The sequence below is a fragment of the Humibacter ginsengisoli genome (assembly GCF_054780095.1).
This window is the reverse complement of the sequence record NZ_BAAGWZ010000011.1, coordinates 346,000-370,739: the sequence shown is the minus strand read 5'-3', so window position 1 is coordinate 370,739 and position 24,740 is coordinate 346,000. Positions and strand designations below refer to the sequence as shown.

General features: G+C 67.6%; 19 protein-coding genes and 1 pseudogene. 13 read left to right on the top strand and 7 right to left on the bottom strand.

The window, feature by feature from the left end; genetic code table 11:
• The first annotated feature begins 45 nt into the window (after nt 1-45).
• From ACYVI5_RS15960 to ACYVI5_RS15950, 3 genes are read left to right on the top strand one after another with little or no spacing between them, the layout of a single operon-like run.
• Nucleotides 46-1,092 carry an ROK family protein gene (locus ACYVI5_RS15960; protein WP_460581088.1) on the top strand — a complete coding sequence of 349 codons (1,047 nt, stop codon included), beginning with the start codon at nt 46-48 and terminating at the stop codon, nt 1,090-1,092.
• The gene (locus ACYVI5_RS15955; RefSeq protein WP_460581087.1) at nt 1,085-1,696 is read left to right on the top strand and encodes a D-sedoheptulose-7-phosphate isomerase; all 612 of its coding nucleotides are present in this window, start codon (nt 1,085-1,087) and stop codon (nt 1,694-1,696) included. The genes ACYVI5_RS15960 and ACYVI5_RS15955 overlap by 8 nt, the downstream gene beginning before the upstream one ends.
• Nucleotides 1,693-4,443, top strand: coding sequence for an alpha-mannosidase (locus ACYVI5_RS15950; protein ID WP_460581086.1), 2,751 nt, complete (start codon nt 1,693-1,695; stop codon nt 4,441-4,443). The genes ACYVI5_RS15955 and ACYVI5_RS15950 overlap by 4 nt, the downstream gene beginning before the upstream one ends.
• 34 nt (nt 4,444-4,477) lie before the next feature.
• Here the strand turns inward: ACYVI5_RS15950 and ACYVI5_RS15945 are convergent, their stop codons facing one another.
• Nucleotides 4,478-6,763 (bottom strand): glycoside hydrolase family 38 N-terminal domain-containing protein, encoded by a 2,286-nt coding sequence (locus ACYVI5_RS15945; RefSeq protein WP_460581085.1) that lies wholly within the window; start codon nt 6,761-6,763, stop codon nt 4,478-4,480.
• Nucleotides 6,764-6,828: 65 nt separating this feature from the next.
• Between ACYVI5_RS15945 and ACYVI5_RS15940 the strand changes: the two genes are divergently transcribed.
• Nucleotides 6,829-7,644: a sugar phosphate isomerase/epimerase family protein gene (locus ACYVI5_RS15940; protein ID WP_460581084.1), complete on the top strand. Its 816-nt coding sequence runs from the start codon at nt 6,829-6,831 to the stop codon at nt 7,642-7,644.
• A 151-nt stretch (nt 7,645-7,795) separates the two neighbouring features.
• Here ACYVI5_RS15940 and ACYVI5_RS15935 read toward each other — a convergent pair whose 3' ends face one another.
• From ACYVI5_RS15935 to ctaD, 5 genes and pseudogenes are all read right to left on the bottom strand, one after another.
• Entirely contained in the window at nt 7,796-9,181 is a 1,386-nt protein-coding gene (locus ACYVI5_RS15935) for an HNH endonuclease signature motif containing protein (protein ID WP_460581083.1), read from the bottom strand.
• A gap of 347 nt (nt 9,182-9,528) precedes the next feature.
• A pseudogene (locus ACYVI5_RS15930) lies at nt 9,529-9,624 on the bottom strand (fasciclin domain-containing protein); the annotation flags it as partial.
• A 103-nt stretch (nt 9,625-9,727) separates the two neighbouring features.
• Complete coding sequence (locus tag ACYVI5_RS15925) at nt 9,728-11,167, bottom strand: ABC transporter permease (protein WP_460581082.1); 1,440 nt, start codon at nt 11,165-11,167, stop codon at nt 9,728-9,730.
• A gap of 94 nt (nt 11,168-11,261) precedes the next feature.
• On the bottom strand, nt 11,262-11,678 hold the full coding sequence (locus ACYVI5_RS15920; protein WP_460581081.1) for a cytochrome c oxidase subunit 4: 417 nt from the start codon (nt 11,676-11,678) through the stop codon (nt 11,262-11,264).
• 1 nt (nt 11,679) lies between these two features.
• A complete protein-coding gene (ctaD, locus tag ACYVI5_RS15915; protein ID WP_460581290.1) occupies nt 11,680-13,353 on the bottom strand; it encodes an aa3-type cytochrome oxidase subunit I in 1,674 nt (557 codons plus the stop codon).
• 239 nt (nt 13,354-13,592) lie between these two features.
• Between ctaD and ACYVI5_RS15910 the strand changes: the two genes are divergently transcribed.
• Together ACYVI5_RS15910 and ACYVI5_RS15905 are read left to right on the top strand one after the other, a co-directional pair.
• Nucleotides 13,593-14,609, top strand: coding sequence for an SDR family oxidoreductase (locus ACYVI5_RS15910; protein ID WP_460581080.1), 1,017 nt, complete (start codon nt 13,593-13,595; stop codon nt 14,607-14,609).
• Nucleotides 14,606-14,935, top strand: coding sequence for a hypothetical protein (locus ACYVI5_RS15905; RefSeq protein WP_460581079.1), 330 nt, complete (start codon nt 14,606-14,608; stop codon nt 14,933-14,935). Before ACYVI5_RS15910 ends, ACYVI5_RS15905 begins: the two co-directional genes overlap by 4 nt.
• A gap of 35 nt (nt 14,936-14,970) precedes the next feature.
• On the opposite strand, the gene ACYVI5_RS15900 is transcribed toward ACYVI5_RS15905, so the two are convergent.
• Entirely contained in the window at nt 14,971-16,881 is a 1,911-nt protein-coding gene (locus tag ACYVI5_RS15900; protein WP_460581078.1) for a glycoside hydrolase family 15 protein, read from the bottom strand.
• A 402-nt stretch (nt 16,882-17,283) separates the two neighbouring features.
• On the opposite strand from ACYVI5_RS15900, the gene ACYVI5_RS15895 reads away from it, so the two are divergent.
• The 7 genes from ACYVI5_RS15895 (at nt 17,284) to ACYVI5_RS15865 (ending at nt 24,727) form a co-directional block, all read left to right on the top strand.
• Nucleotides 17,284-18,186 carry a carbohydrate ABC transporter permease gene (locus tag ACYVI5_RS15895; RefSeq protein WP_460581289.1) on the top strand — a complete coding sequence of 301 codons (903 nt, stop codon included), beginning with the start codon at nt 17,284-17,286 and terminating at the stop codon, nt 18,184-18,186.
• Nucleotides 18,186-19,130: a carbohydrate ABC transporter permease gene (locus ACYVI5_RS15890; RefSeq protein WP_460581077.1), complete on the top strand. Its 945-nt coding sequence runs from the start codon at nt 18,186-18,188 to the stop codon at nt 19,128-19,130. The genes ACYVI5_RS15895 and ACYVI5_RS15890 overlap by 1 nt, the downstream gene beginning before the upstream one ends.
• Nucleotides 19,131-19,196: 66 nt before the next feature.
• Nucleotides 19,197-20,570, top strand: coding sequence for an ABC transporter substrate-binding protein (locus tag ACYVI5_RS15885; protein WP_460537550.1), 1,374 nt, complete (start codon nt 19,197-19,199; stop codon nt 20,568-20,570).
• 150 nt (nt 20,571-20,720) lie between these two features.
• Nucleotides 20,721-21,764 carry a LacI family DNA-binding transcriptional regulator gene (locus tag ACYVI5_RS15880; protein ID WP_460581076.1) on the top strand — a complete coding sequence of 348 codons (1,044 nt, stop codon included), beginning with the start codon at nt 20,721-20,723 and terminating at the stop codon, nt 21,762-21,764.
• A gap of 42 nt (nt 21,765-21,806) precedes the next feature.
• On the top strand, nt 21,807-23,360 hold the full coding sequence (locus ACYVI5_RS15875; protein WP_460581075.1) for an FAD-dependent oxidoreductase: 1,554 nt from the start codon (nt 21,807-21,809) through the stop codon (nt 23,358-23,360).
• 240 nt (nt 23,361-23,600) lie between these two features.
• Nucleotides 23,601-24,107, top strand: a complete 507-nt coding sequence (locus ACYVI5_RS15870; protein ID WP_460581074.1) for a hypothetical protein — start codon at nt 23,601-23,603, stop codon at nt 24,105-24,107.
• Entirely contained in the window at nt 24,104-24,727 is a 624-nt protein-coding gene (locus ACYVI5_RS15865) for a hypothetical protein (protein ID WP_460581073.1), read from the top strand. Before ACYVI5_RS15870 ends, ACYVI5_RS15865 begins: the two co-directional genes overlap by 4 nt.
• Nucleotides 24,728-24,740 lie beyond the last annotated feature (13 nt).

Here is a 24,740-nt window from a genome sequence, read left to right as displayed (position 1 = left end):
ACCCGCTTGCGGAGCACGACCTACTATTTGTGGGAACGATTCCACATGATCGGCCGGGACCGGGCGATCGTGAAGCTCCGGAAGGACATGATGGCAACTGGCCCACGAGCGGTCCTCTCGCTCGACATCGGCGGAACCAAGCTGGCCGTCGCCGTCGTCACGGAGGATGGCCGAACCCACGGACTCGTCATCGAACCGACTCGTCGCGAGGAGGGTCCCGGTGTAATCGTTCCCAGACTCTTCGAGATCGGACACCGCGCCATCGCGTCGTCGGGCATCCCGGCCTCCGACATCGCGGCCGTCGGAATCTCGTGCGGCGGCCCGCTCGACGCCGGCGTGCTGACCGGCCCGCTCCACCTGCCCGGATGGGTCGACGTGCCGATCGTCGACCTCGCGTCGCGCGAGTTCGGCGTTCCCGCCGTGCTGGAGAACGACGCGACCGTCGGCGCACTGGGCGAGTTCCGCTACGGAGCGGCGCGCGGCACCTCCACCATGATCTACCTCACGATCTCCACCGGCATCGGCGGGGGCGCCATCGTCGACGGACGCCTGCATCGCGGAGCCGCGGGCAACGGCGGCGAGTTCGGCCACGTCATGGTGCGCACCGGCGGCCGGCCCTGCCTGTGCGGGCGGCGCGGATGCCTGGAGTGCTACGCCTCGGGCACGTCCATCGCCCTGCGTGCTCGCGAAGCCGTCGCAGCAAGCGGGGCGGGTTCCGTGCTCGCCGGTGTTGCGGACATCCGTTCGGAAGACGTGGTCGCGGCGGCATCGGCCGGCGACCCGCTCGCGGTCGAGCTGTGGGAGGAGACCATCGACGTGCTCTCCGTCGCCATCACCGACCTGGTGAACGTCTTCGAGCCCGATCTCGTCGTGCTCGGCGGCGGGGTGACGCGGTCCGGCGACGAGCTCATCGAGCCGATCCGTGCACGCGTCGCCGCCGCAGCCATGCCGCCCGCAGCCGCGGCATCCAACGTCGTGCTCGCCGGGCTCGGCGACGTGGTGTGCGTGGTCGGCGCCGGCGCCGTCGCGTTCGACCACCTCGACCGGCTCGCGAGCGGAAGCGTGCCCGTACCGGAGCCCCACCATGCCTGAGATCGCCAACGACTGGATGAGTCGCCAGCTGAAGGAGCACATCGCCGTCGCCGAAGCCGGGGAGGAGCTCGTGCCTGCGCTCCACCGGGTCGGTGCGGTGCTATGCTCCGCGTTCGCGGCCGGGCGCATCCTCTACACGTTCGGAAACGGCGGCAGCGCGGCCGACGCGCAGCACTTCACCGGCGAGATCATCGGGCACTACAGCCGCGACCGGCGTCCGCTCGGGGCGGTCACGCTCAGCACCGATCCGACGACGCTGACCTGCATCGCGAACGACTACTCGTACGACGAGGTGTTCGCGAGGCAGGTGCGCGGCCTCGTGCGGCCCGGCGACGTGGTCGCCGCGTTCACCACGAGCGGCAGGAGCCCGAACGTTGTACTGGCCCTCCAGGCAGCGAAGGCGGCGGGCGCGACCACCGTGCTGTTCGGCGGGGGCGACGGCGGTGCCGCACGTCAGCACGCCGACCACTGCCTGCTGAGCCCGTCCACTTCGACCCCGAGAATCCAGGAGTTCCACACCTTCATGCTCCATGTGCTGTCCGAGATGGTGGATGCCTGGGCCGCCGGCGAATCGAATGACGCACTCGAGGAGACCGCACCGTGAAAGACCGCGAAGCGCAGCAGCGGGCAGAGGACTGGAAGCCGGAGGAGGACCCCGCGATGCGCGGTCCACGCGAAGCCAGCCGGAAGGAGTACGAGCCGAGCGAGGGCGCCGGCACGATGGAGAAGGCTTCGATGGACTCCGCGAACGAGCACTTCGCTCCGGTGATAGCGGGCGAGCCGCCCGCGACAAACCTCTCGACGGTCAAGGCGCCGGTGTCCAACGCGCCCTCCGGAACCCAGCCGGTCGAGCTCAAGCCGGCCCGCCGGCCGACGGCGACCCCGCAGCGCACCCTGCACATGATCGGCAACGCCCACCTGGACCCGGTGTGGCTCTGGCCCTGGCAGGAGGGCTACCAGGAGGCGCGCGCCACGTTCTGGTCCGCCATCCAGCGCATGGACGAGTACGACGACTTCGTGTTCACCTGCGACCAGATCGTTCTGCTGAGCTGGGTCGAGGAGTCCGACCCTGAACTGTTCGCGCGCATCCAAGACCGCGTCGCCGAGGGCCGGTGGGTCAACGTGGGTGGCTGGTGGGTCGAGCCCGACAACAACCTGCCGATGGGGGAGAGCTTCGTGCGGCAGGGGCTCTACGGGCAGCGCTACCTCCTCTCCCGATTCGGCAAGCCGGCGACGGTGGGGATGAACGTCGACCCGTTCGGGCACAACGCGATGATCCCGCAGATCCTGCGCGGTCAGGGCATGGATTCCTACGCGTTCCTGCGGCCGGGGCCGCACGAGTCCGACCTCACGTCGACGCTGTTCTGGTGGGAGTCGCCGGACGGATCCCGGGTGCTCGCCTATCGCATCCCCTTCGAGTACGGCAGCCCGCCAGGGGCGATCGACTACCAGACCGAGAAGGCGATCGGCTCACTGGACCGCGCGATGGGCGACGCGATGGTCTTCTACGGGGTCGGCAACCACGGCGGCGGTCCGACGATCGCGAACATCGAGTCCGTCCACCGCTACGACCGCATGGGCACCTTCGGAAGGATGACGATGTCGTCTCCACGCACCTACTTCGACGAGGTTCTCGGCCGTGGTGAGGCGTTCCTCGATGCCCTGCCGGTTCGCCGCAGCGACCTGCAGATGCACGCGAGGGGTTGCTACTCCGCGCACTCGGGCATCAAGGCGTGGCAGCGCCGCGCCCAGTTCGCGGTGCTGAACGCGGAGCGCTGGGCGGCGGTCGTCGCCGTCACCGACGGGATCGACTACCCGCGCGACGAGCTGGAGACCGCCTGGAAGCAGGTGCTGTTCAACCAGTTCCACGACATCCTCCCCGGCTCCGCCATCGAGCCTTCGTATGAGGATGCCCGCGACCAGCTCGGCGAGGCCGTCGCGATCTCCAAGCGCATCGTCACGCGTGCGCAGAACACCATCGCCCGCCAGGTCGACGTGCCCCGCGAGGACGGCACGCAGCCCGTGCTCGTCTTCAACCCGCATCCGTGGCCCGTCTCGACGGATGTCGTCTTCCAGTACGGATCGCAGCGCACGGGTGTGCACGTGGTCAACGAGAACGGTGACGAGGTGGTCTTCCAGAACACGCAGTCGACCGCGACGACCTCTGATGTCTCGCGCGGTGCGGTGGTGTTCCGCGCTGAGGTGCCGGCGCTCGGGTATCGCCTGTACCGGCTGCGGCCGGGACGCGGGTCGGGCGCCGGCACGTCTCTCGAGGTCTCCGAGCGCGTGCTGGAGAACGAGCACGTGCGCATCGAGCTCGATCAGCGCACAGGATGGATCTCGTCGTACCTGCTGAAGTCCACCGGCATCGATCTCATGGCCGGCGTCGACGGTGAGCAGCACACGCAGATCACGGACGACCCGACCGACACGTGGGGCCACCGCGTGGTCTCCTACGCGTGGCCGGGCACCCAGATGGCGCTGAAGCGCATCGTGGTGCGCGAGACCGGCCCCCTGCGCTCGCGGGTGCGCATCGAGCGCGAGTGGCACGCATCCACCCTCATCGAAGAGTTCGTGCTCGACCACGACTCGCCCGTGCTGCGGGTGAACGTCACGCTCGACTGGCGGGAGCACGCGCACCTGCTCAAGCTGCGCTTCCCGACCGTGCTGAAACAGACGACCGCGACCTACGAGATTCCGTTCGGCCACCTGGAGCGGCACGTCAACGGTTCGGAGCAGCCGGCGCAATCCTGGGTCGACCTCACCGGCACGATCGGCGGCGTGCCCGCCGGCCTGACGGTGGTCGCGACGAACAAGCACGCCTACGACACATCGGGTGGGCAGGAACCGTCGATCGGCATCACCGCCGTTCGGAGCCCGGTCTACTCATGGCACGATCCGCGGCTCCTGGATCCCGACGGCATCTACAGCTTCCAGGATCAGGGCATCCAGAACTTCAGCTACGAGCTCGTGCCGCACGCCGGCGACTGGCGTGAAGTCGATCCGGTACGCCGAGCCCTGCTGCTCGGCAATGCGGTGCGGGCGATGCAGGAGTCGTTCCACGATGGCGTGCTGCCGCCGGTTCACTCCTTCGCCTCCGACGGCGGAGGAAGCGTCATGGTCACGGCGCTCAAAGGCACCGAGGATGCCTGCGACGCGCCGGGCGGGGCGGATGTCGTCGTGCGCGCGATCGAGACCCGCGGCGAGCCCGGCCGTTCGCGCATCCAGCTGCCGATGCTCGGACGCACCATCGAGGAGGACTTCGGGGCGTCGCAGCTGCGGACGTTCGTGGTGCCGTCCGACCCGAACGAGCCGGTCCGCGAGGTCGACCTCATCGAGCGGCCGCTGTAGCAACACGGGGCGGTTCGCTGAAGCGTGCGACGCCTCAGCGGCCGAGCGGCCCTGCGTAGGCCCTCGCCTGCACGGGGAGGGCCAGGTCGTCGCCGAACCGGCGCACCTGCTCGCGCAGTCCGTCCGGATCGACCGGCCTGAACCGGTAGTGCAGCGTTCCGGTGAACTCCTGCCTCGCCTGGAAGTTCGTGAAGTGCAGGTTGTTCATCACCCAGCTGTTCACGTGCCCGACCGGGGCATCCAGCGTGCGCGCCCACTGCCCGGTGTGGAAGCCGCCGAGCTGCACGAGCGGGGCATCCGCCGATCCCCACAGCACCGCGCCGCCTTCGCCGCGCACGCCGATCGCGTGCTGGATGGAGTACCAGTCCTTCGACGTGTCGGGGAGCTGCTCCGACTCCGCCGCGAACACGGCACCGGCAGTCTCCAGCAGGAACTCGGGCTCACGGATGCCGAACGGAAACGCGACGAACACGCTCTCCGGTGCGAATTCCCCGGGTTTCGAGATCCACACGGCGAGATCGATGACGTCGAGGTCGCGGTAGAGCGTGAGCGCGTGTGCAACCTCGATCGGAGCGCGGCGATCGTCGCCGGCCACCCGGCCGGTCCACTCGATCCGAGTGAACGCATCCGTCTCGCTCACGCGCGGCGTCTCGTCCGATCGGGTGTGCGTGCGCTCGAACTCGGGGCCGGGGAACGCCGGGTTGAAGTTCTTCGGGTTCTCGAACATCGGATGCTCGCGGGTCGCCGGCACCTCCGTCACGACCGCGCCGAGCCCGTGCGGGCATCCGGGATCCACGAGCTCGCGTCCCGTGACGCTGTCGGTGAGCGAGACGACACCGCCGCGGACCGGGTCGACGACTGAGCGGTACCTGCCGGCTTCGGCGAGGGTGCCCGGGATGCCGGCCGGGAGGTCGGCGGGAACGGGCAGCACGGCGACGCCGTGCGGCGGCAGGTCGGCGATAAGAGTGGCTCGACGTGACCCCACTTCGGCCTCCACCGGCTCGCGGCGGGGCCGGTCGGTGAGGTTCGCGACGAGCACGCCGTCTGCCGCACGGACATCCGTGCCGGAGGCGGCGAGACGGTAGAGCGCCTCGACCGCGAGGTCGCGCGCCTCGTCCCAGGCCGCGTAGGCGAAACCGGCCTTCGCGTTCCAGTGCGAGTGACTGAAGTGCGAGTGCGGCTTCGAGTACGTCTCCCAGGAACCCCAGGTGTGCTCGCCGAAGAGCAGCAACTGCTCGTCGACCGCGTCGAAGGCACGCGTGAGCTCGGCCTCGTCGCGAAGCCGCACCGGGCCCCGCCGATAGCCGAGCACGGTCGCAAGCGCGGGCTCGCCCTCGCCGCGCACCCGTGCCAGGTGGAATGCCTCCCGCGCCGCTCGCGCGAACCGCCGAGCCTCGCGGTACACGGCCACCTCCCGCGCCGTGGATCCGTGCCCGTGAGACCACCAGTCGGCCCACTCGCCGCGCAGCACGGGCAGGTCGTCCGGTGCCTGCGCGAGCAGGGCATCCATCGCGGCGTCGGTCGTCGAGGTGGCCATGGCACGGTCGGGATGCCGCTCGTTCCACGCGCGTACGACGTCGACGAAGAGCGCGGTCGGCCAGCGGTTGTCGTTGCCTGCGTGCACCACGGCGGTGTCGAACGGGTAGTCGTCGCGGGCATCCAGTCGCTCGACGAACCGCTGGATGCTCTCGCACGCGGGCTCCACGTCGCCGTCGACGATGCCCCACTCCTCCCCGAATCCGTAGTGGGTCGACAGCAGCGTGAAGACACGCCTGCCCGATGGCGCCTCCCACCAGAACGCGCTGGGCTGCTCGAGCGGCGCCCGCCCGTGGTCCGGGTTGAGTGCCATCAGCAGACGGTCGATGCCGGCGTCGAGCATCACGTCGGCTGCGCCCCAGGCGATGCCGTTCACGTCGCCGTGCTGCTCGGTGCGGATCGGGATGCCCAGTGCATGTTTCCCGGACAGCGCCCGGATCTCCTCGAGCGCGCGATATGCGGCCGCGAACTCGGGCGCGTCAGGAAGCTGCGTCAGGTTGAGGTATCCGCCCGTCACGCAGAGTGTGCCCTCGGTCACGTGCCGGCGGAGACTCTCGCGCTCGGCGGGAGTGGACGTGCGCAGAAACGTCAGCACGGGGCGGGCGACCTCGAACGTCCAGCGGAACCGGTCGGGCGCATCCAGAGGCTGGTCATCCGCATCCGCGAGCCGCAGCACCTCGCGCACGATCTCGCCGTGCATCCGGTCGATGATCCGCGGGCTGTTCGTGTAGCCGACGTCGTGATGGGTGTGACCGAGCAGGAGCAGCCGGCGGATCCTGGCCATGTGTTCATCCTCGTGATGTGAAGAATGTGGCATCGTTACCACAACGAGTCTACCGAGGAGCGTGCATGAAGAACGAGCTGGCCTTCAACGGGGCGAACTATGTCGCGCGGCAGCTGAACTGGTCGATGCCGGGCGGATGGGGGCAGGGTGTGAAATCGGCGGAGGCGTGGTTCCGGCCGGCGGAGACCTTCGCCGAACGATTCGACGCCATGCTCGCTGAGGTCGCCGAGCTCGGCTTCACCGGGTACGACCTCTGGTGCGCCCAGTTGGACGGCGAGTGGGCGACGCCGGAGCACATCGACGCGGCGCGCGCTGCTGGCCAGCGGTACGGCATCCGTCTCACCAGCTATGCCGGTGGACCGTTCGGCGAGACGGCCGAAGAGTGCGAGCGGGTGTGCGCCATGCTCGACGCGCTCGACGTGCCTGTGCTGGCCGGCTACAGCGCCTTCGCGGAGCGGAATCCGGATGCTTTCGCCGGGCTGCTGGAGAAGTACGGGCTGCGCTACGGGCGGGAGAACCACCCGGAGGGCAGTGTGGCCGAGCTGTTGGCGAAGGTGGAAGGCATCCCCGGAGAGCGCGTCGGCGTCACCGTCGACACCGGATGGTTCGCGACGCAGAGCTGCGATCCGGCCGCCGCAATCCGCGAGCTGGGGCCTGCCGTCGAGTACATCCATCTGAAGGATGTTCGTGCGCCCGGCGCGCACGACACCTGCGCGTTCGGCGAGGGCATCGTCGACATCGCGGATTGCGTTCGTGCAGCGGCGGACATCGGGTACGACGGTCCGTTGTCGATCGAGCACGAGCCGGAGGAAGGCGACCCGAGGGACGCGGTTGCCCGCAGCCGCGTAATCGTGGAAGCCCTCCTCGCGGAGGCGCGCTAATGGCCGTTCATCCAGTGGCGATCGTCGGTTGCGGTGTGATCGCGCAGCCGTAGGCCGCAGAGATCGACGCGGCGGACGAGCTCGAGTTCGTGGCGGCTCGTGCCTCTTCGTCGCTGCTTCTCTTCGTCGCCGCTCAATCCAGTTCGCGACTTCATTCGCGTCGTCGGGGTTTGCCGCGTGCGGTGCTGGTGGGTCGCCAGGTTCCGGTGGGGTCGATCCATGCTGGTGCTCGGACGTGTGGTGCGCCGTCGATCATGCGGATGGCCCAGCCTCCTGTGTCGACGTAGTGATGGTGGTACCAGCACAGCGCGACCCCGTTGCCGGTGTCGGTGGGTCCACCCTTGGAGTGCTCTATCACGTGGTGGATTTCGCACCAGCTGGCCGGGATCCGACATCCGGGGATCACACAGCCACGGTCGCGGGCGGCGATCGCTTTGCGTTGTTGCGGGGTGAAGCAGCGTTGCGGTGACCACAACGACACGATCCGCCCCTGGCGGATCAGGAGTTTTGGATGCCGCCGGCGCAGGCGAACTGGGTGACCGCGGTCATCGGGATCGGCTCGTGAACCCCGTCGATCCACCCGGCACCACGCCCCTCTCGGAGGTCGTGTTCGTCCACGGTGACCAGCACGGTGGGTGCAGCACCCCCCCATCGAGGCAACCTCCGCGGATCGGGCGGCGGCGTCGATCAGGGACGCGAACGCGTCATGCCGCCGCTGCGGCGACGTACGGTCATCCAGATCCGCCTCACCGGGCTGGTCGCCGTTCAGGAAGGCGGGTTTCGATTTCGGGGACACCACGGCGGCGATGGCTTGTTCCAGTTTCCCGGAGATCTCCGGCATCAACTCCATCCGATACCTGATCAGCCCACCCCTCGTGCCCAGCCGGGTCAGGGCACGGTGCCGCATCGCCTCCTCCGCATCCCCCTCCACCCCGTCCGGATCCAACGCGACCCGCCACACCGTGGCCTGCACCCTCGTCTGATCCGCCGTGAACCCCTCACCCAAGGCGGAAGCGACCAGGTCACGCTCGGCGGCGGCCCAGTCCTCCGGATCAGCACGATGCTCCACACCAGTCAGGGTGTTGACGATGATGCGGGCGGCATCCTCACCCAGATCCCCGGTAGCGACCGCTTCGGCGACGGCGGGGAACTTCGGCGGCAACAACCCACCGGTGACCGAACCCCGCACCGCCACCGCCTGCCCGAGCGCAGCACGCCGGGCAGCGGTCGCCTCCGACACCCCGGTCAACCGTGCCGTCAACTCCGCGGGGGTGCGGCACCCATTACGGGCGGAGAGCCGTTCGGCACCGAGTCCTTTCGGGGAGCGTTCCAGGATCTCCCCAGCACAGTGCGCACGCAACGCGTCCACCTTCCGGCCCAGGGCTTCCACCGCCCGGGTCGCGGTCAACAGCACCTCATCACCGAGACCGTGCACACCGGTCGCGGGCAGCACGTCATCCAGTGCCGCCGTCAGCGCGTCGAACGCATCCGACAGTGCCGCCGTCGAGTCGGCGACCGGTGCGTTCGGGTTGTTCATACCGATGAGTCAACCAGCACCCACCGACATTCCGAACCGACCCCTGACCAGGACATTCACCTGTGGACAACCCGACTGAACAGGCATCTGTGGACGGAAAGACGTGAGGGGTCAGCGGGCGATCGGCAGGGGGCCGACACCCGGCCTACGGCCACTGCTCAACAGCGGCAGGACCGCTCAGTCCCTGCTCGACCGGCGACACCACTGCACCGCGATCGCGACAACCAGCGGCGACCTCGACGATCGCGACCACCAGCGGCGACCTCGACGACCCGACCGGAACCCCACGGCGAGGTGCACGAGGCCGGCGCCGAGAGCGTTCAGCGCCGACCGGACCGGATGTGCGATCACCGCGCCAGCGGCATCAACACGGAATCGATGAGGTAGACAGTCGTGTTCGCGGTGCGCACGCCGCCGCAGATCACGTTCGCGTCGCTGACCTTCATGTCGTTTCCGGACGACAGCCGCAGCCGCCGCGACGACCGGGCGGCTGTACCAGCGACGCCGCCCCCCTCCGCACTCGTGGGAGTGCGCGCCGGCGTCCCTCTACTCCACCGCCATGGCCGCGACGGGTGAGATGTGTACGGCTCGGCGTGCGGCGGTCGCTGCGGCGACGGTGGACAGCACGACGGCGGCCGCCGCGACGATCACGACGATGTCCCACGGAACATCCGGCGGCATCAGCCGGTGCACGGCGCTGCCCATCAGCGCTTGAGCCGCGACCCACCCGTAGATGCAGCCCAGGATGAACCCGAAGACCAGGGCAGTCACCGTGACGTGGGCACTTTCGACGGCGATCATGGACCGCAGCTGCGACCGGCTGAGGCCCAGAGCGCGGAGCAATCCCAGCTCTCGTGTTCGCTGCAGCACGCCCATCAGCATGGTGTTGACAAGGCCCACACCGGCGATCAACGCGGAGAACCCGATGATCGCGGTCAGGGCCCAGAGTGCGGTGGTGACCGATTGGTTCAGGATGGCCCGCTCGCCGGGAGACGCAGCCAGCTTCGCGGCGGCGGCGTCGTGAAAGCCGGTCAGTGCGACGGCGAAGGTGGTCACGAGAGTCACGCCGATCACCAGTGCGATGCCGGTGCGAGCACTTCGTTCCGGGTAGCGGCTGACGCCACCTACCGCTATGCGGCCGACCGCCCCGCGGCTCCACGCCTGTCCGGTCAGACCGAGCAGCGGCGGCATGATCCGCCCAGCACCGAGCACGATGCCTGTGAACGAGAGCACACCACCGAAGAACGCCGGCAGGAGGCCGACCGGGAGGATCAGACCGACCATGACGCCGAGGGCCATGAGCACCGCTCCCGATGCGATCAGGACGATGCAGGCGGTGAAGCGCACAGATGAGCGCCCGCCTCGGGCATCCTGGGTCGCTGCAACGGCAGTGGCCTCGAGCGGGCTGACCGTGGTCACGGCACGACAGCCGACCCACGCGGCCCACCAGGTGGTGAGCACGACCACGCACCCGGGAACGACGAGGTACGGCGACAGCAATGCGTAAGCGGTGCTGGGCAACCAGTGGCCACTGATCCCGGCAGCGACGACGATCACGGCAGAGGCGATGCCGGTCGCCGCCCCGATGGCGGCACCTGATGCTCCGGCCCACAGTCCCTCGATCGCGACGGCGCGACGCAGCACCCGGCCCTCCGCGCCGACCAGGCGCAAGAGCGCGATCGAGCGGCGGCGACCGGCGATCACCGTGCCGAATGCGTTCGTCGTGACGACGCATCCGACGTAGATGGCCACAAGCACGAACACCGCCGCCACGACAGACAGGCCGATCCCGATCTTGACCGACGCGGCCGACGCCCCCGTCGCAGAGACCACCCCTTCGATCACCGCCACCGCCTCGACCAGAACGGTGCCGAAGAAGGCCGTCATTCCGGCCACGACCAGCGTCGAAGCGTGATCGCGACGCCGACCGGTGCGAAGTGCTGTGGGTCTGCGCGCCACTTCCGGCGAGCTCAAAGTCGACTGCATATCGGCAGGCTACGAGGCAGCACGGCCGCGCACATCCGCCGACGGAAAGCGTCCGATACATCCGAAGGATGACGGCGTTGGCAAGTGCGAGTCTTTACCGCGCGAAGAACCCGCGATAGTACTCGTACACCCAGCCGACGAGGCAGACCGCCGCGAAGCCTGCGCCGATGAAGACGAGCCAGACACCGACGACGAAGCCCAGGAAGCCGAGGAAGCAGGCGGCCGCGAGGGCGAACGGCCACCAGCTCCACGGGCTGAAGTGGCCCATCTCGGGATCGCCGTCGTCGACCGTCGCTTCGCGCTCGTCCTCCGGCAGTTCTCCGCCCTGAGAGCGCCGCGTCCTGTGCAGGAAGAACGCGATCATCGCGCACAGCAGCGCGCAGAGTCCGAGCGGGGTTCCTCCCGACCAGTCGATGTGTCCCTGTGCCAGGAGCCCCCAGCCGGCATACAGGTTTCCGACGACGAAGAAGTAGGCGGCGAGGCCCCAGAACAGGAGGGCGTTGACCTTCATCTCACTCGACCTTCCCGGTCGCGACATCTTTTGTGGGCGTGTCTGCGGAGTCGATCCCCGGCCCGACCCCGATCGGGATCCCGACCTCGGGGTGGTTCAGGTCGAACGCGGGCGACTCGCTGCGGATGCGCGGAATCGACGTGAAGTTGTGACGCGGCGGCGGACAGCTCGTCGCCCACTCCAGCGAGCGGCCGTACCCCCATGGGTCGTTCACCGTCACTTTGGCTCCGTAGCGTGCGGTGATGTACACGTTCAGGAAGAACGGGATCATCGAGATCGCGAGGATGCCCGCGCCGACCGTCGAGATCTGGTTCATCCAGGTGAAGCCGTCCGACGGCAGGTACGTGTAGTAGCGCCGGGGCATGCCCACCACCCCGAGCCAGTGCTGGATGAGGAAGGTGGTGTGGAAGCCGATGAAGAGCAACCAGAAGTGCCACTTGCCGAGCCGGTCGTTGAGCATCTTGCCGGTCATCTTCGGCCACCAGTAGTAGAAGCCGGAGAACATGGCGAACACCACGGTTCCGAAGACGACGTAATGAAAATGGGCCACCACGAAGTACGAGTCGGACAGGTGGAAGTCCAGCGGAGGCGACGACAGAATCACGCCGGTGAGGCCACCGAACGTGAACGTGATGAGGAACCCGATCGCCCAGAGCATGGGCGATTCGAACGTGAGCGACCCCTGCCACATGGTGCCGATCCAGTTGAAGATCTTCACCCCCGTCGGCACCGCGATGAGCATCGTCATCAAGGAGAAGAACGGCAGCAGCACCATCCCCGTCACGTACATGTGATGGGCCCAGACTGTGACCGACAGCGCGGCGATGGCGATAGTGGCGTAGACGAGGCTCTTGTACCCGAACACCGGCTTTCGGCTGAAGACGGGGAACACCTCGGTCACGATGCCGAAGAACGGCAACGCGATGATGTACACCTCCGGATGCCCGAAGAACCAGAACAGGTGCTGCCACAGGATGGCGCCACCGTTCGCCGCGTCGAAGAGGTGCGCACCGAGCAGGCGATCGGCTCCGGATGCCAGCAGCGCGGCCGCGAGAACGGGGAACGCCATCAGCACCAGGATCGAAGTGACGAGCGCGTTCCAGGTGAAGATGGGCATCCGGAACATGGTCATGCCGGGCGCGCGCATCGTGACGATGGTGGTGATGAAGTTCACCGCTCCGAGGATGGTGCCGAATCCCGCCAGGGTCAGCCCGAAGACCCACAGAGTGCCGCCGAATCCCGGTGAGAAGGTGGCAGACGACAAGGGCTGGTAGGCGAACCACCCGAACGATGCGGCGCCGCTGGGCGTCAGGAATCCGCCGACGGTCATCGCCGCGCCGAAGAAGTACGTCCAGAACGAGAAGGCGTTCAACCGCGGAAAGGCGACGTCCGGTGCGCCGATCTGCAACGGCATGATCATGTTCGTGAATCCGGCGAACAACGGCGTCGCGAACAGTAGCAGCATGATCGTGCCGTGCATCGTGAACAGCTCGTTGTACTGCTCTCGTGTCTGCACGACATCGAGGCCGGGCGCGAAGAGCTGGGCCCGCATGATGAGCGCCATCACGCCGCCGATGCAGAAGTACACGAACGTGGTGACCAGATAGAGGTAGGCGATCACCTTGTGATCGGTTGCGGTCAGCCAGGAGACGAGGATGTTCCCCTTGTGGCGCATCGATTTCGTCCCACCGAGGGTGCGTTCTCCCGCATCAACATCCACCACAACCACGAGGCCTCCATCGCCGACGGAGCAACGCTAAATAGTTGAGAGAGCGGCCCGAAGGGGCTGACAGGAGGCATCCTCGGGAGTTACTCTCCGGGGCGTCGGCACTGCGATCCTCCGGGGTCGTTGCGATCCACCGCGGTCGACGTCAACCCGTAGGAGCGGATGCCCGACAGGAGTAGACGAGATCCATGACCTCTTCTTCTCGCATCGTCGTCGTCACCGGGGCCAGCGGCGGAATCGGCCGCGCATCCGCCATCGAGTTCGGCCGCCACGGTGACACCGTCGCACTCCTCGCCCGCGGCGAAGCCGGGCTCGCCGGCGCCGCGCGGGAGGTCGAATCAGCAGGCGGCCGCGCCATCACCATCGACGTCGACGTCTCCGATTCCGACGCCGTGCACGCGGCAGCCGACCGGGTCGAACGCGAGCTCGGACCGATCGACGTGTGGGTCAACGACGCATTCACCTCCGTCTTCGCCCCGTTCCACGAGATAGCACCGGATGAGTACAAGCGCGTCACCGAGGTCGCCTACCTCGGCTTCGTGTACGGAACGATGGCCGCGCTGAAGCATATGCGAGAACGCGACAGGGGAACCATCGTGCAGGTGGGCTCCGCGCTCGCCTACCGCGGCATCCCGCTGCAGAGCGCGTACTGCGGTGCGAAGCACGCCATCCAGGGGTTCAACGAGTCGCTGCGCTGCGAGCTGCTGCACGAGCACAGCGGCATCCACAACACGATGGTGCAGATGCCGGCGGTGAACACGCCGCAGTTCTCGTGGGTGCTTTCGCGGCTCCCGAACCATGCCCAGCCGGTGCCGCCGATCTACCAGCCCGAAGTCGCCGGGCGAGCCGTCGTCTTCGCCGCGGAGCATCCGCAGCGACGCGAGTACTGGGTCGGCGGCAGCACGGCCATCACTTTGATCGGGAACAAGTTCGCCGCAGGGCTGGGCGACCGTTACCTCGCCAAGACCGGATACAAGTCGCAGCAGACACCGCAGCCGCGAGATCCGGACCAGCCGGTGAACCTCTGGGAGCCGGCCGACTCCGAGAAGGACTTCGGCACCCACGGCATCTTCGACAGCCGCTCGTCGTCGAGCAGCGTGCAGTTGTGGGCGTCCCAGCACCACGGCACCGTCGGAACTCTCGCTGCGCTCGCACTGACCGCGGTGGCGGCCGGTGCCGCCCTGGTGCGCAAGGCCGCGCAATGAGGCTCGAGGCGGTGCGCGCTGCGCTCGGCAGCGCCGAACTGGCGGCCCCCTCCCTGGTAGCGCGATTGCTGCTCTGGCGAAAGCCCGCTCGCAGCGAAGTCGCCGTCGCCCGCGTGCTCGGCGTGCGGCACCTGGTGCAGGCAGGCGCCACGTACAAAGCCGGGTCGGGCATCCATGTGCTCGGCGCCGACGTGGACCTCCTGCACTGCGCCAGCATGCTGATGCTCGCCGTCGTCGCCCCCAAGCACCGGCGCGCGGCACTCACCACGGCTGCGATCGCCTTCCTCTTCGCGGTCTGCGAGTACCGCTTCGAGGCCCGAGACTGAGCGCCGACCTGGATGCTCGACCCGGGCGGTCGGGCTCACTTCGACTTGCGCTCGACCTTCGACCCGGAGGTGCTCTTGCCCTTCTTCACGGCCTTGTGCTGAGAGGCGGACTTCGACTTCGATGACGACGCGGACTTCGACTTGCCCACGCGCTGCGGCGAGGGTGCGGAGGGCTCGCTCGCCTTCGCGATCGCCTCGGCGGCACGTACGAGAGTCAGGTGCGTGAGCGCCTGCGGCGTGTTGCCGACCTGACGGTGCACGACGGGGTCGTACTCCTCGCTGAGCAGGCCGAGGTCGTTCGCGTAGCCGAGCAGCCTGCTCATCAGCTCGTGGGCATCCGCGAGCCGGCCCGACCTCGCGTACTGCTCCACGAGCCAGAACGAGCAGGCCAGAAACGGATGCTCGCCCGGCGGCAGACCGTCGACGCTCTTCCTCGTGCGGTAACGCAGCGGCAAACCCTCGTGCATGAGCTCCTTCTCGATGGCCGCGACGGTCCCAAGCATCTTCGGATCGTCTGGCTCGCAATAGCCGACCTGGGGCAGCTGCAGCAGGGAGGAGTCCACCTCGCTCGTGCCGAAGAACTGGGTGTACGACTTCTTCTTCGCGTCGTATCCCTTGGTCTCGATGTCATGCCGCGTCTGGTCGCGCAGCTCCTCCCAGTGCTCGACGGGCCCGTCCAGGCCGAAGTCGCGCACGCCGCGCACCGCGCATTCGAAGGCGGCCCAGACCATCGCGCGTGACTGAGTGAAATAGCGGGGTCTTCCGCGGATCTCCCAGATGCCCTTGTCTGGCCGGTCGCCGTGCTTCTCCAGAAAGGTCACGAGCGACTTCTGCAGCTCCCACGAGAAGGGTGTCTCCTTGATGCCCGCCTGCCTCGCCTCCTGCAAGGCGAGCATGACCTGCCCGACCACACCGGCCTGGAACTGCTTGTAGGCGGCGTTCCCCACGCGCACCGGGGATGAGCCCAGGTATCCGGGCAGGCTGGTCAGCTCACGCTCGGCGAGATAGCGCTCGCCCTTCAGCCCGTACATGATCTGCACGTCGGCCGGGTCCCCTGCGATCGCGCGAAGGAGCCAGTCGCGCCAGTGGACCACCGCCCCCGTGTAACCGTGCCGGATCAGAACCGAGATGGTCATGGATGCGTCGCGCAGCCATACGAAGCGGTAGTCCCAGTTGCGCTCGCCGCCGAACTCCTCCGGCAGGCTCGTCGTGGGCGCGGCGACGATTCCGCCCGTTTCGGTGAAGGTCAGCGCCCGCAACGTGATCAGGGAGCGCACGACCGCCTCCCGGTACGGACCCTCGTACTCGCAGCGCTCCGCCCATTCGGTCCACCAGGTCTTGGTCCCCTTGAGCAGGGCGTCCACCTTCGGCGGTTCGGGAGGCGAGGTGTGCGACGCGAACCACGACATGCTCAGGTCGACCTCATCGCCCTCGCTGACCGTGAAGTCGGCGACATGGGAATTCCCATCGGCTTCGAGGGCAGGACCCCGGACGATCGCGGAGTCGCCACCGGCGACCGCCAGCAGCACCTTCCCTGAGCCCTCCTTCTCCAGCCGAACCCAGGGGAGGGCGTCCGCGTACCCGAACCGGATGCGGATGGCCACATGCATCCGAACCGTGCCGGAGATCCCGCGAACACGACGGATGACGGTGGCCCTGTCGTCCGCGGCCGGCATGAAGTCGGTCACCTCCACTTCGCCCTCGCTGGTCAGCCATCGCGTGACCAGGATCATCGTCTCGCCGTCGTAGTGCCGCGCCGAAGTGGCGCCGGGGTCGGCCGGTGCGAGCAGCCAGCGGCCGTGTTCTTCCGTGCCGAGCAGGGCGCCGAACATCGACGGTGAGTCGTAGTGCGGCAGGCACAACCAGTCGATGCTCCCGTCTCGACCGACGAGCGCCGCAGAGTAGCAGTCGCCGATCAGCCCGTAGTCCTCGATCCCCAACGCCATGCATCCAGGAATACGCGCCGGATCGGATGCTCGGCAAGGCGGTTGACACCGCTCACTAAGGCTGAGACGAGTGCTTCGACGCCCGGCCTTGTGGTCGCTGGCATCGGTCTGGCAACGATTCCAGTAGCGTTCCCTCACACACGGCTCACGGCCGCTGGATCAGGCGACCATGCACCCCGAGCGGGTGGCTTTCAAGGGATTGACACGGTGTTGCCAAACCCGCCATCCTCGCCCTATATTCATTTTGTGGTAACGATGCCACATCACACAGCTGGAGGTACCCCTCATGTGCAGCGCTCCGCCCGCAAGGACAGCACCATGAGCTTCAGAACTGCCACGGCGACCGAGATGATCACGACCGCGGAGACCGATGGCGGTCGCCGTCGTCGTCGGTGGTTCCGTATGAAGGAGCACTACAACAAGCGCGAAGCGATCGCCGGCTATCTCTTCATCTCGCCCTGGATCGTCGGGTTCCTGATCTTCACCGCGTTCTCGATGATCTACAGCCTGTACATCTCGTTCAGCCACTACAGCCTCGCCACCAACGAGGCTCGCCCCGTCGGCGGTGCCAACTACGCGGAGCTCATCCAAGACCCGAAGGTGGCCCTCTCGCTCGCGAACACGCTCTACTACGCCGTGCTCGCCGTGCCGTCCGAGATCATCGTCGCGCTTCTGCTCGCGATGCTCCTCGACAAGATGACCCGCGCCAAAGGGTTCCTGCGAACCGTGTACTACCTGCCGAAGATGACGCCAGCCGTCGCCACGGCGACGGTCTTCTTCCTGCTGCTCAACGGCAACACCGGTGCGGTCAACAAGTTCCTCGCCCTGTTCGGCATCCAAGGTCCGCAATGGCTCGTCGATCCGGCATGGATCAAGCCGAGCATCGTCATCATGACGCTCTGGGGCGTCGGCGGCACGATGGTGATCTTCCTCGCCGCGCTGAAGAGCGTTCCGACCGAGCTCTACGAGGTCGCCTCGATCGACGGCGCTGGAGCGTTCCGCAAGTTCTTCACGATCACGATCCCGATGATCTCCGGCGCGCTGTTCTTCAACGTCATCGTGCTCTCGATCGCCGCTTTCCAGGTGTTCGACCAGGCGTACGTCCTGTTCTGGAACAACCAGGCGCAGAGCTCTTCCGATTCGGCGCTCTTCTACGCGATCTACATCTTCCAGCAGGCGTTCCAGCAGTTCAATTTCGGGTTCGCCGCCGCCATGGCCTGGCTGATGTTCGTGATCATCCTGATCATCACGGTCATCCAGGTGAAGGTCGGAAACCGGTTCGTCTACTACGAGGGAGACCGCTGATGTCGATACAGCAGCAGACACCGGGCATCCCCCCCGCCATCCCCGAGCAGGCGGTCGTCATCCGTCAGCCTCGCAAGCGCCGCCCGGCGTGGATGCGCACGCCGCAGACCTTCATCGGCCGCCTCATCCTGGTGCTCGTCGCCATCGCGCTCGTACTGCTCTTTCTGTACCCGTTCGCGTGGCTCATCTCCGCCAGCTTCAAGCCGCGGGGCGAGGTATTCGACAACAACCTCATCCCGAACGTGTGGCAGCCGCAGAACTACGTTCAGGTGTGGGATCAGCTGCCGCTTCTGAACTGGATCTTCAACAGCCTCGCGATCGCGATCCTGGCGGCCGTGACAGTCGCGGTGTCGAGCTCGATCGTCGCGTTCGGCTTCGCCTACTTCAAGTTCCCGGGCCGCGGGATGCTCTTCGGGCTCGTGCTGGCCACGATGATGCTGCCGGGCGCGGTGACGATGATCCCGATCTACCTCATCTGGAAAGACGTCGGACTGCTCGGCACCTGGGCGCCACTGTGGGGGGGCAACCTCTTCGGCTCGGCGTTCTACATCTTCCTGCAACGCCAGTTCTTCTTAGGACTGCCGCGGGAATTGTTCGAAGCCGCGCGCTTGGACGGCGCGAGCTACTGGGGCATGTTCTGGCGCATCGCGATGCCGCTGTCGATCCCGTCGTTCATCATCATCCTGCTGTTCGAGTTCCAGGCGAGCTGGAACAACTTCCAGGGCGCCCTGATCTACCTGAACGCCGGCTCCCCGTCGGGTTACACCGCGCCACTCGGCATCTCGTATGCCATGGCCCAGTTCAACCCGGCTTCGGGAGGGCACGGGGACTACCAGTACGTCATGGTGGCGTCGCTGCTGGTGACGCTGCCGATGCTCATCCTGTTCGCGTTCGGCCAGCGCTTCTTCATCGAGGGCATCGCCACGACGGGTCGCAAGGGCTGACGGTTCACACATCCCTCCCGCAGTGGAGCAGAAAAGGCCGGGCTGCCGGTTACGGAAAGGAATGAAATGCGCAAGAAACTCATCGGGCTCCTTGCCCTGGGGACGGTCGCTGTGCTGTCCCTCTCCGCCTGTTCCAGCGGCGGCGGCAACAACAACAAGTCCGGTTCGAACATCGACTACAGCGCCAAGCCGAGCGGAACGCTGAACTCCTGGTCGTTCAACAACGCCGACGATGTCGGCAAGGCCCGCCTCGCGTACGCGGCGGCACACCTCAAGGGCGTGACGATCAAGATCGACGGCACGCCGTTCGACGCCCAGAAGTTCACGACCAGGCTCGCGAGCGGGAACGTTCCCGACATCGTGCAACTCGACCGCACGGCAGTCACGCAGTACGCCGCCCAGGGGCTCCTGGAGCCGCTGGACAAGTGCTTCTCGGCGCGCAAGATCAACCCGGACAAGCGCTGGTACCCGTACGTCGTCGACGATGTCAGGTACAAGGGGCAGATCTGGGCGACGCCGCAGTTCTACCAGCCACCGGCCATCCTGCTCAACGAGAAGGTCATGAAGGCCGCCGGTGTCACCGACGCCGACATCAACACGTCGAAGCCGGACGAGCTCGTCACTGCCATCTCGAAGATGTACAAGGCGTCTGGTGGCAACCCGACGACGCTCGGGCTCGACCCGAACGTTCCGGGCAACATCGGCCTGTGGATCCTCGGAACCGGCGGTCAGCTCAACGACTCCAAGGGCAAGCCGACCCTCGACGATCCCAAGAACGTCGCCGGCCTCGACCTGCTGAAGAAGATCATGGATGCCCAGGGCGGCTACGCGAAGGTGGAGAGCTTCACCGGATCGTTCAACTCGTTCGGCGACAACAACCAGTTCGTCGAGAACCAGGTCGGTGCGCAGGTGGACGCCCAGTGGTACCCGAACGTGATCGCCCCGTACCTCGACAAGATCGACGTGCGAGCGGTGCCGTTCATGGCATCCAACGGCAAGCCCTTCTCCGTGGCGAGCGGAACGGCCTTCGCTATTCCCAAGGGTGCGAAGAACCCTGTGGCCGCGTGCGCGTGGATGGATGAGATCACGAACTACGACTCGTGGATCGCAGCCGAGAAGGCTCGCGTGGCGACCCTGGCGAAGAACCACGGCATCAACACCGGCCTCTTCACCGGTTCGCCGCAGGCCGATCAGGCGATCCGCAAGCAGTACGTGAAGGCGTCGGGCAACACCGACTTCGACCAGGTCATCCAGACCTATTACAAGGTGCTCGACTACGGCAAGACGTACGGATCCAGCCCTGCCGGGCAGACGATCAACACGGAGCTGTCGAACGCGATGACCGCCGTGCTGCTCGGGCAGAAGAGCGCGTCTGCGGCACTGAAGTCAGCGCAGGCTGCATCCCTGCGGGCGTACAACAGCGCCGTGCAGGGCGAGTAGCCGCGGCGTCATCAGGTGCGGGCGGTCCCGTGGGGTCCGTCCGCACCTCGGGCTTCGTCCGCACCTCGCCTTCGTTCCGTCGCGCACATGGCCCTATTAGGGTGAATTCGCCGGGTCGTGCGCCTCGGCGGCACTCGTGGGAAGGATGCCATGATCGAGAACGAGGCGGATGGAATCCCCCGCAGGGCGACCCTGAAAGACGTCGCGCTCGCTGCCGGCGTCTCGCAGTCCACCACCTCGCGCGCGTTGAGCGGCGAGGGCTACGTCGCCGCTGACGTGCGCGAGCGCGTGCTGGCCGCAGCGGACTCGCTCGGGTACGTTCCGCACGCCATGGCACGCAGCCTTCGCAAGAAAGACAGCCGCACCATCGGCGTTCTGGTCTCCGACCTTCGCAACTCGTTCTACGCAGACCTCGCCGCCGGTATCGCGGCGCGGGCGCGTCGCGAGGGCTACACGATGATGCTCGTCGACGATCAGGGATCGACAGAGGCCGAGATGGATGCCGCCCGCGCGTTCGTCGCCACGCGCGTCGCCGGGGTCATCGTCACCCCGCTCTCCGGCGACATCTCGGACTATCTCGTGCGCCAGCGCATCCCGGTCGTGGAGGCGGACCGCCAGTTCTCCACGGGCCGGTGCGACGCCGTCATCATCGACAACGCGGGAGCCGCCCGCCGGATGACCGACCACCTCATCGACCTGGGCCACCGGCGCATCGCGCTCTTCATCGACGAGACCACCTGGACCACGGGCGGTGAGCGCGCCGCCGGCTACCGCGCGTCGCTCGAAGGGTCGGGAGTCGACGTCGATCCCGCCCTCATCGTGTCGAGCGGGTGGGATGCAGACGCCGCCCGCAAATCCGCGGTCGACATGCTCGCCCGTCGCGAGCATCCGACCGCCATCTTCGCCGCCAACAATCTGCTGGCCGAGGGCGTGTGGCGTGCGACGAACGACCTGGGCATGCGCATTCCGGAGGATGTCAGCATCGTCTCGTTCGACGACTCCGAGTGGATGAGCATGGTGAGCCCGGGCATCACCGCGGTCGCTCAGGATGCCGTGGCTCTCGGCGAGACCGCGCTGGGCCGGTTGCTCGAGCGTCTCGCGGATCCGAAGGGCGACCCCGAGGTCGTCGTGCTCGCCGCCCAGCTGCGGCCGCGCGGCTCGACGGCGGCGCCCCGGCTGCTCGCCGCTTCCTGACGCTCCCGTTGGTCGAATCGCACTGGAATCGATCCCACAAGAATGACAGCATGGTGGGATGCCGAATCGATCGACGTTCTCGTCTACGGTGCGACGTCGGCCGGCGTCTGCGCCGCAGTGGCTGCCGCCGAAGCGGGAGCGAGCGTCCTGCTGGTCGAGCCCGGGCGACACGTCGGCGGGATGACGTCGGGCGGCCTCGGGTACACGGATGTCGGTGACGAGCGGGCATTGAGCGGTGCGGCCGCCCGGCTGCGCGCGGACATCGCTGAGCACTACGGCGTTCCGATCGGGCGCTACGCCGGACCGGAGCCGCACGTAGCCGAGCAGATCTTCACTCGGTGGCTCGAACGCGCCGGGGTCGATGTCGTATTCGACTCGGCCCTCCGCTCGGCCACCATGCGGCAGGGACGGGACGGAGCCGAGATCGCGGAGCTCGCGTTCGAGGACGGGCGCACCGTGCTGCCCGGCGTCGTGATCGACGCGAGCTACGAGGGCGACGCGATCGCGGCATCCGGCGTGCCGTATCGCATCGGCCGCGAGGACCGCTCGCTGTACGGAGAGCGCTTCGCGGGCCGCCAGGAGCTGGTGCCCGGCATGCACGCGATGCCGCCGTGGATCTCGCCCTTCGCGGACGCGAGTGGGCGCATCCCGTCGCGCATCCTTCCGCAACTGCACGACGCCCCGCTCGCACCCGTGGGCTCAGGCGACGGCGGTGTCATGGCGTACGGATACCGCGTGTGCCTGACGACGGCAGCCGATCGCATCCCGTTCGAGCGGCCCGACGACTACGACGAGGAGTACTGGGAGCTCGGCGGGCGCCTCTTCGCGAACGACCGGCGGAACGGCGTCGAGCGGTCGGCAGGGCGCATGATCGGGCTCGAGCCCAACCTTCCGGGCGGAATGGCGGACGGCAACTCGCTCGGGCCGGTCTCGCTGAACGTGCTCGACGGGTCGGCGTGGGAGTATCCGGATGCGTCACCGCAGCGCCGCCGCGAGATCGTCGAGCACCACCTCAGCCATACCCGTGGCTTTCTGTACTTTCTCTCGCACGACCCGGCGGTGCCGGCGTCTGTGCGCCACGAGCTCTCCCGCTGGGGACTGCCGGCAGGGGAGTTCGCCGACACGGGTCACCTGCCGCACCAGCTGTACGTGCGTGAGGCGCGCAGGATGCTCGGCCAGACCGTGCTCACCGAGCACGACCTGCTCGCCGGCCGCATGCCGGACGACACGGTGACGCTCGGCTCGTACCACATCGACATCCGCGAGGTGCAGCGCATCTGGCGGTGGGTGTACGAGCATCCGGCACCGATCGGAACGGTCTTCACGGAGGGCTACCTGTCGGTTCCCGTGCCGCTGTACGGCATCCCGTACGGCGCGCTCGTTCCCCGCCGAGAGCACGCCGCCAACCTGATCGTCCCGGTCTGCATCTCAGCCTCGGCGGTGGCATTCGCCTCGATGCGTATGGAGCCGCAGTACATGATGCTCGGTGCGGCGGCGGGAACGGCGGCGGCGCTCGCCGTGGATGCCGGCTGCGCGGTTCAGGATGTCTCGCACGACCGTCTGCGCGAGCGGCTGGACATGGCACGGGTCGGGTAACGCCTCGACGGGCATCCGCGAGAGGGGACGGCGCTCGCGCTACACCTATCGGCATCCGCTACACCTGACGGCGCTTGCGCTACACCTATCGGCATCCGCTACAGCGTTTTTCTGGCGCGGATGCCGATACGTGTAGCGCGAGCGTTGAGCGGCCCGTCCAACCCTTAAGGCGGATTCGGGCGAGTGTCAATCCCCCGCCTGGAAGCGCGGGATCACCGCTTCGCGATGCACTATCGGGCCATGGAGAAGTTCGCCACCGACACCGGCGAGCCCGTCGGCGCGCCGATCGCGGGTGGCAGCAGCGGCGAGTTCACAGTGGGCGGTGTGCTCATGATGGTGCCCCAGACCGGCGTGGCACCGGTCGTTGTGCTCGTCGAGGGCACCGCGCCGTCGTCGCTGCTCCTGGACGTCTTCTCCGACCCGCGCATGTTCGTGCGGGTGCGCAAAGGGGCGCCCGCTCACGGCCTGCGTGAGCCGTACCGCGAGCTCACCGAGGAGTATCCGGCTGAGTCCGTCACCCCGGCGATGATCGTGAACCTGACGGGATTCGTGCGAGCGCGTTTCGCGTATTCCGCATCGGTGTTCGGTGCGGCGGATGCGGCAGTCTTCCTCCCGCGGGACGCCGGCGGTCAACCACACCGCCGGGTACGCGTGCCTGTTCCCTCTCTCGATCGCGCGTCGTGGCACGAGTTCGAACTGCTCGGCGACTCGAACGCCGAATGCAGGTACCGGGCGGTGGTCGCATGACCCGCATGGATGCCACGGCCATCCTTCTGCTCCTCTCCGAGTCCCCTTCTGGCGGAACCGCCGTCTTGCTGCGCCGGGCCGTGCCGCCGGACTTCGTCGTGATGGGCGACGACACGCAGGAGGGATTCGCGAGGCTGCGCCGCGGCTCCATCGCGTACGGCGTTCAGGAGCTGTACCAGGCGCTGCCGCGCGACATGATCCAAGGCGGGCACACGCTGCATGTTCGCGACGACCACCGCAGGGCGCGGGTGGATGTTCCGGGCTCGCTGTTCGGGCCGGCACCCGAGAAGCTGTGGGTGCCGCTGGATGATGACGGGCAGCCGTACGAGCGGGTGCGCATCCCGCTTCCCTCGCTGGCACAGCCCGCGTACGTGGAGTTCGCGTTCACCGGATGGGCGGACGACGCAGCCGGGGACGGTGCACCCGCGGATGAGGCGTTCGATGGCGTGCTCGAGTACGCGCTGCAGGGCGAGGCGCGGATGGGCGACGGCTACATCTGCCCGTACTGCGGCAAGCTCTGCGAGCAGAAGGAGCCGCACACCGCCGCTCACGGCGTCGCGGGCAGCCACCATTCGGGTATCCCGACGCCGCCCGGCTCGTTCGTCGTCCGCGCCAGGTGAGCCGGCCGCCTAG

What these genes read in the sequence shown, in the direction of transcription:
- ACYVI5_RS15935 (WP_460581083.1), bottom strand. Translation starts at nt 9,181, where the DNA reads ATGAACAACCCGAACGCACCGGTCGCCGACTCGACGGCGGCACTGTCG.
- ACYVI5_RS15890 (WP_460581077.1), top strand. Translation starts at nt 18,186, where the DNA reads ATGTCGATACAGCAGCAGACACCGGGCATCCCCCCCGCCATCCCCGAG.
- ACYVI5_RS15880 (WP_460581076.1), top strand. Translation starts at nt 20,721, where the DNA reads ATGATCGAGAACGAGGCGGATGGAATCCCCCGCAGGGCGACCCTGAAA.
- ACYVI5_RS15960 (WP_460581088.1), top strand. Translation starts at nt 46, where the DNA reads ATGATCGGCCGGGACCGGGCGATCGTGAAGCTCCGGAAGGACATGATG.
- ctaD (WP_460581290.1), bottom strand. Translation starts at nt 13,353, where the DNA reads ATGCGCCACAAGGGGAACATCCTCGTCTCCTGGCTGACCGCAACCGAT.
- ACYVI5_RS15875 (WP_460581075.1), top strand. Translation starts at nt 21,807, where the DNA reads ATGACAGCATGGTGGGATGCCGAATCGATCGACGTTCTCGTCTACGGT.
- ACYVI5_RS15865 (WP_460581073.1), top strand. Translation starts at nt 24,104, where the DNA reads ATGACCCGCATGGATGCCACGGCCATCCTTCTGCTCCTCTCCGAGTCC.
- ACYVI5_RS15910 (WP_460581080.1), top strand. Translation starts at nt 13,593, where the DNA reads ATGACCTCTTCTTCTCGCATCGTCGTCGTCACCGGGGCCAGCGGCGGA.
- ACYVI5_RS15885 (WP_460537550.1), top strand. Translation starts at nt 19,197, where the DNA reads ATGCGCAAGAAACTCATCGGGCTCCTTGCCCTGGGGACGGTCGCTGTG.
- ACYVI5_RS15945 (WP_460581085.1), bottom strand. Translation starts at nt 6,763, where the DNA reads ATGGCCAGGATCCGCCGGCTGCTCCTGCTCGGTCACACCCATCACGAC.
- ACYVI5_RS15920 (WP_460581081.1), bottom strand. Translation starts at nt 11,678, where the DNA reads ATGAAGGTCAACGCCCTCCTGTTCTGGGGCCTCGCCGCCTACTTCTTC.
- ACYVI5_RS15940 (WP_460581084.1), top strand. Translation starts at nt 6,829, where the DNA reads ATGAAGAACGAGCTGGCCTTCAACGGGGCGAACTATGTCGCGCGGCAG.
- ACYVI5_RS15895 (WP_460581289.1), top strand. Translation starts at nt 17,284, where the DNA reads ATGAAGGAGCACTACAACAAGCGCGAAGCGATCGCCGGCTATCTCTTC.
- ACYVI5_RS15870 (WP_460581074.1), top strand. Translation starts at nt 23,601, where the DNA reads ATGGAGAAGTTCGCCACCGACACCGGCGAGCCCGTCGGCGCGCCGATC.
- ACYVI5_RS15955 (WP_460581087.1), top strand. Translation starts at nt 1,085, where the DNA reads ATGCCTGAGATCGCCAACGACTGGATGAGTCGCCAGCTGAAGGAGCAC.
- ACYVI5_RS15900 (WP_460581078.1), bottom strand. Translation starts at nt 16,881, where the DNA reads ATGGCGTTGGGGATCGAGGACTACGGGCTGATCGGCGACTGCTACTCT.
- ACYVI5_RS15925 (WP_460581082.1), bottom strand. Translation starts at nt 11,167, where the DNA reads ATGCAGTCGACTTTGAGCTCGCCGGAAGTGGCGCGCAGACCCACAGCA.
- ACYVI5_RS15905 (WP_460581079.1), top strand. Translation starts at nt 14,606, where the DNA reads ATGAGGCTCGAGGCGGTGCGCGCTGCGCTCGGCAGCGCCGAACTGGCG.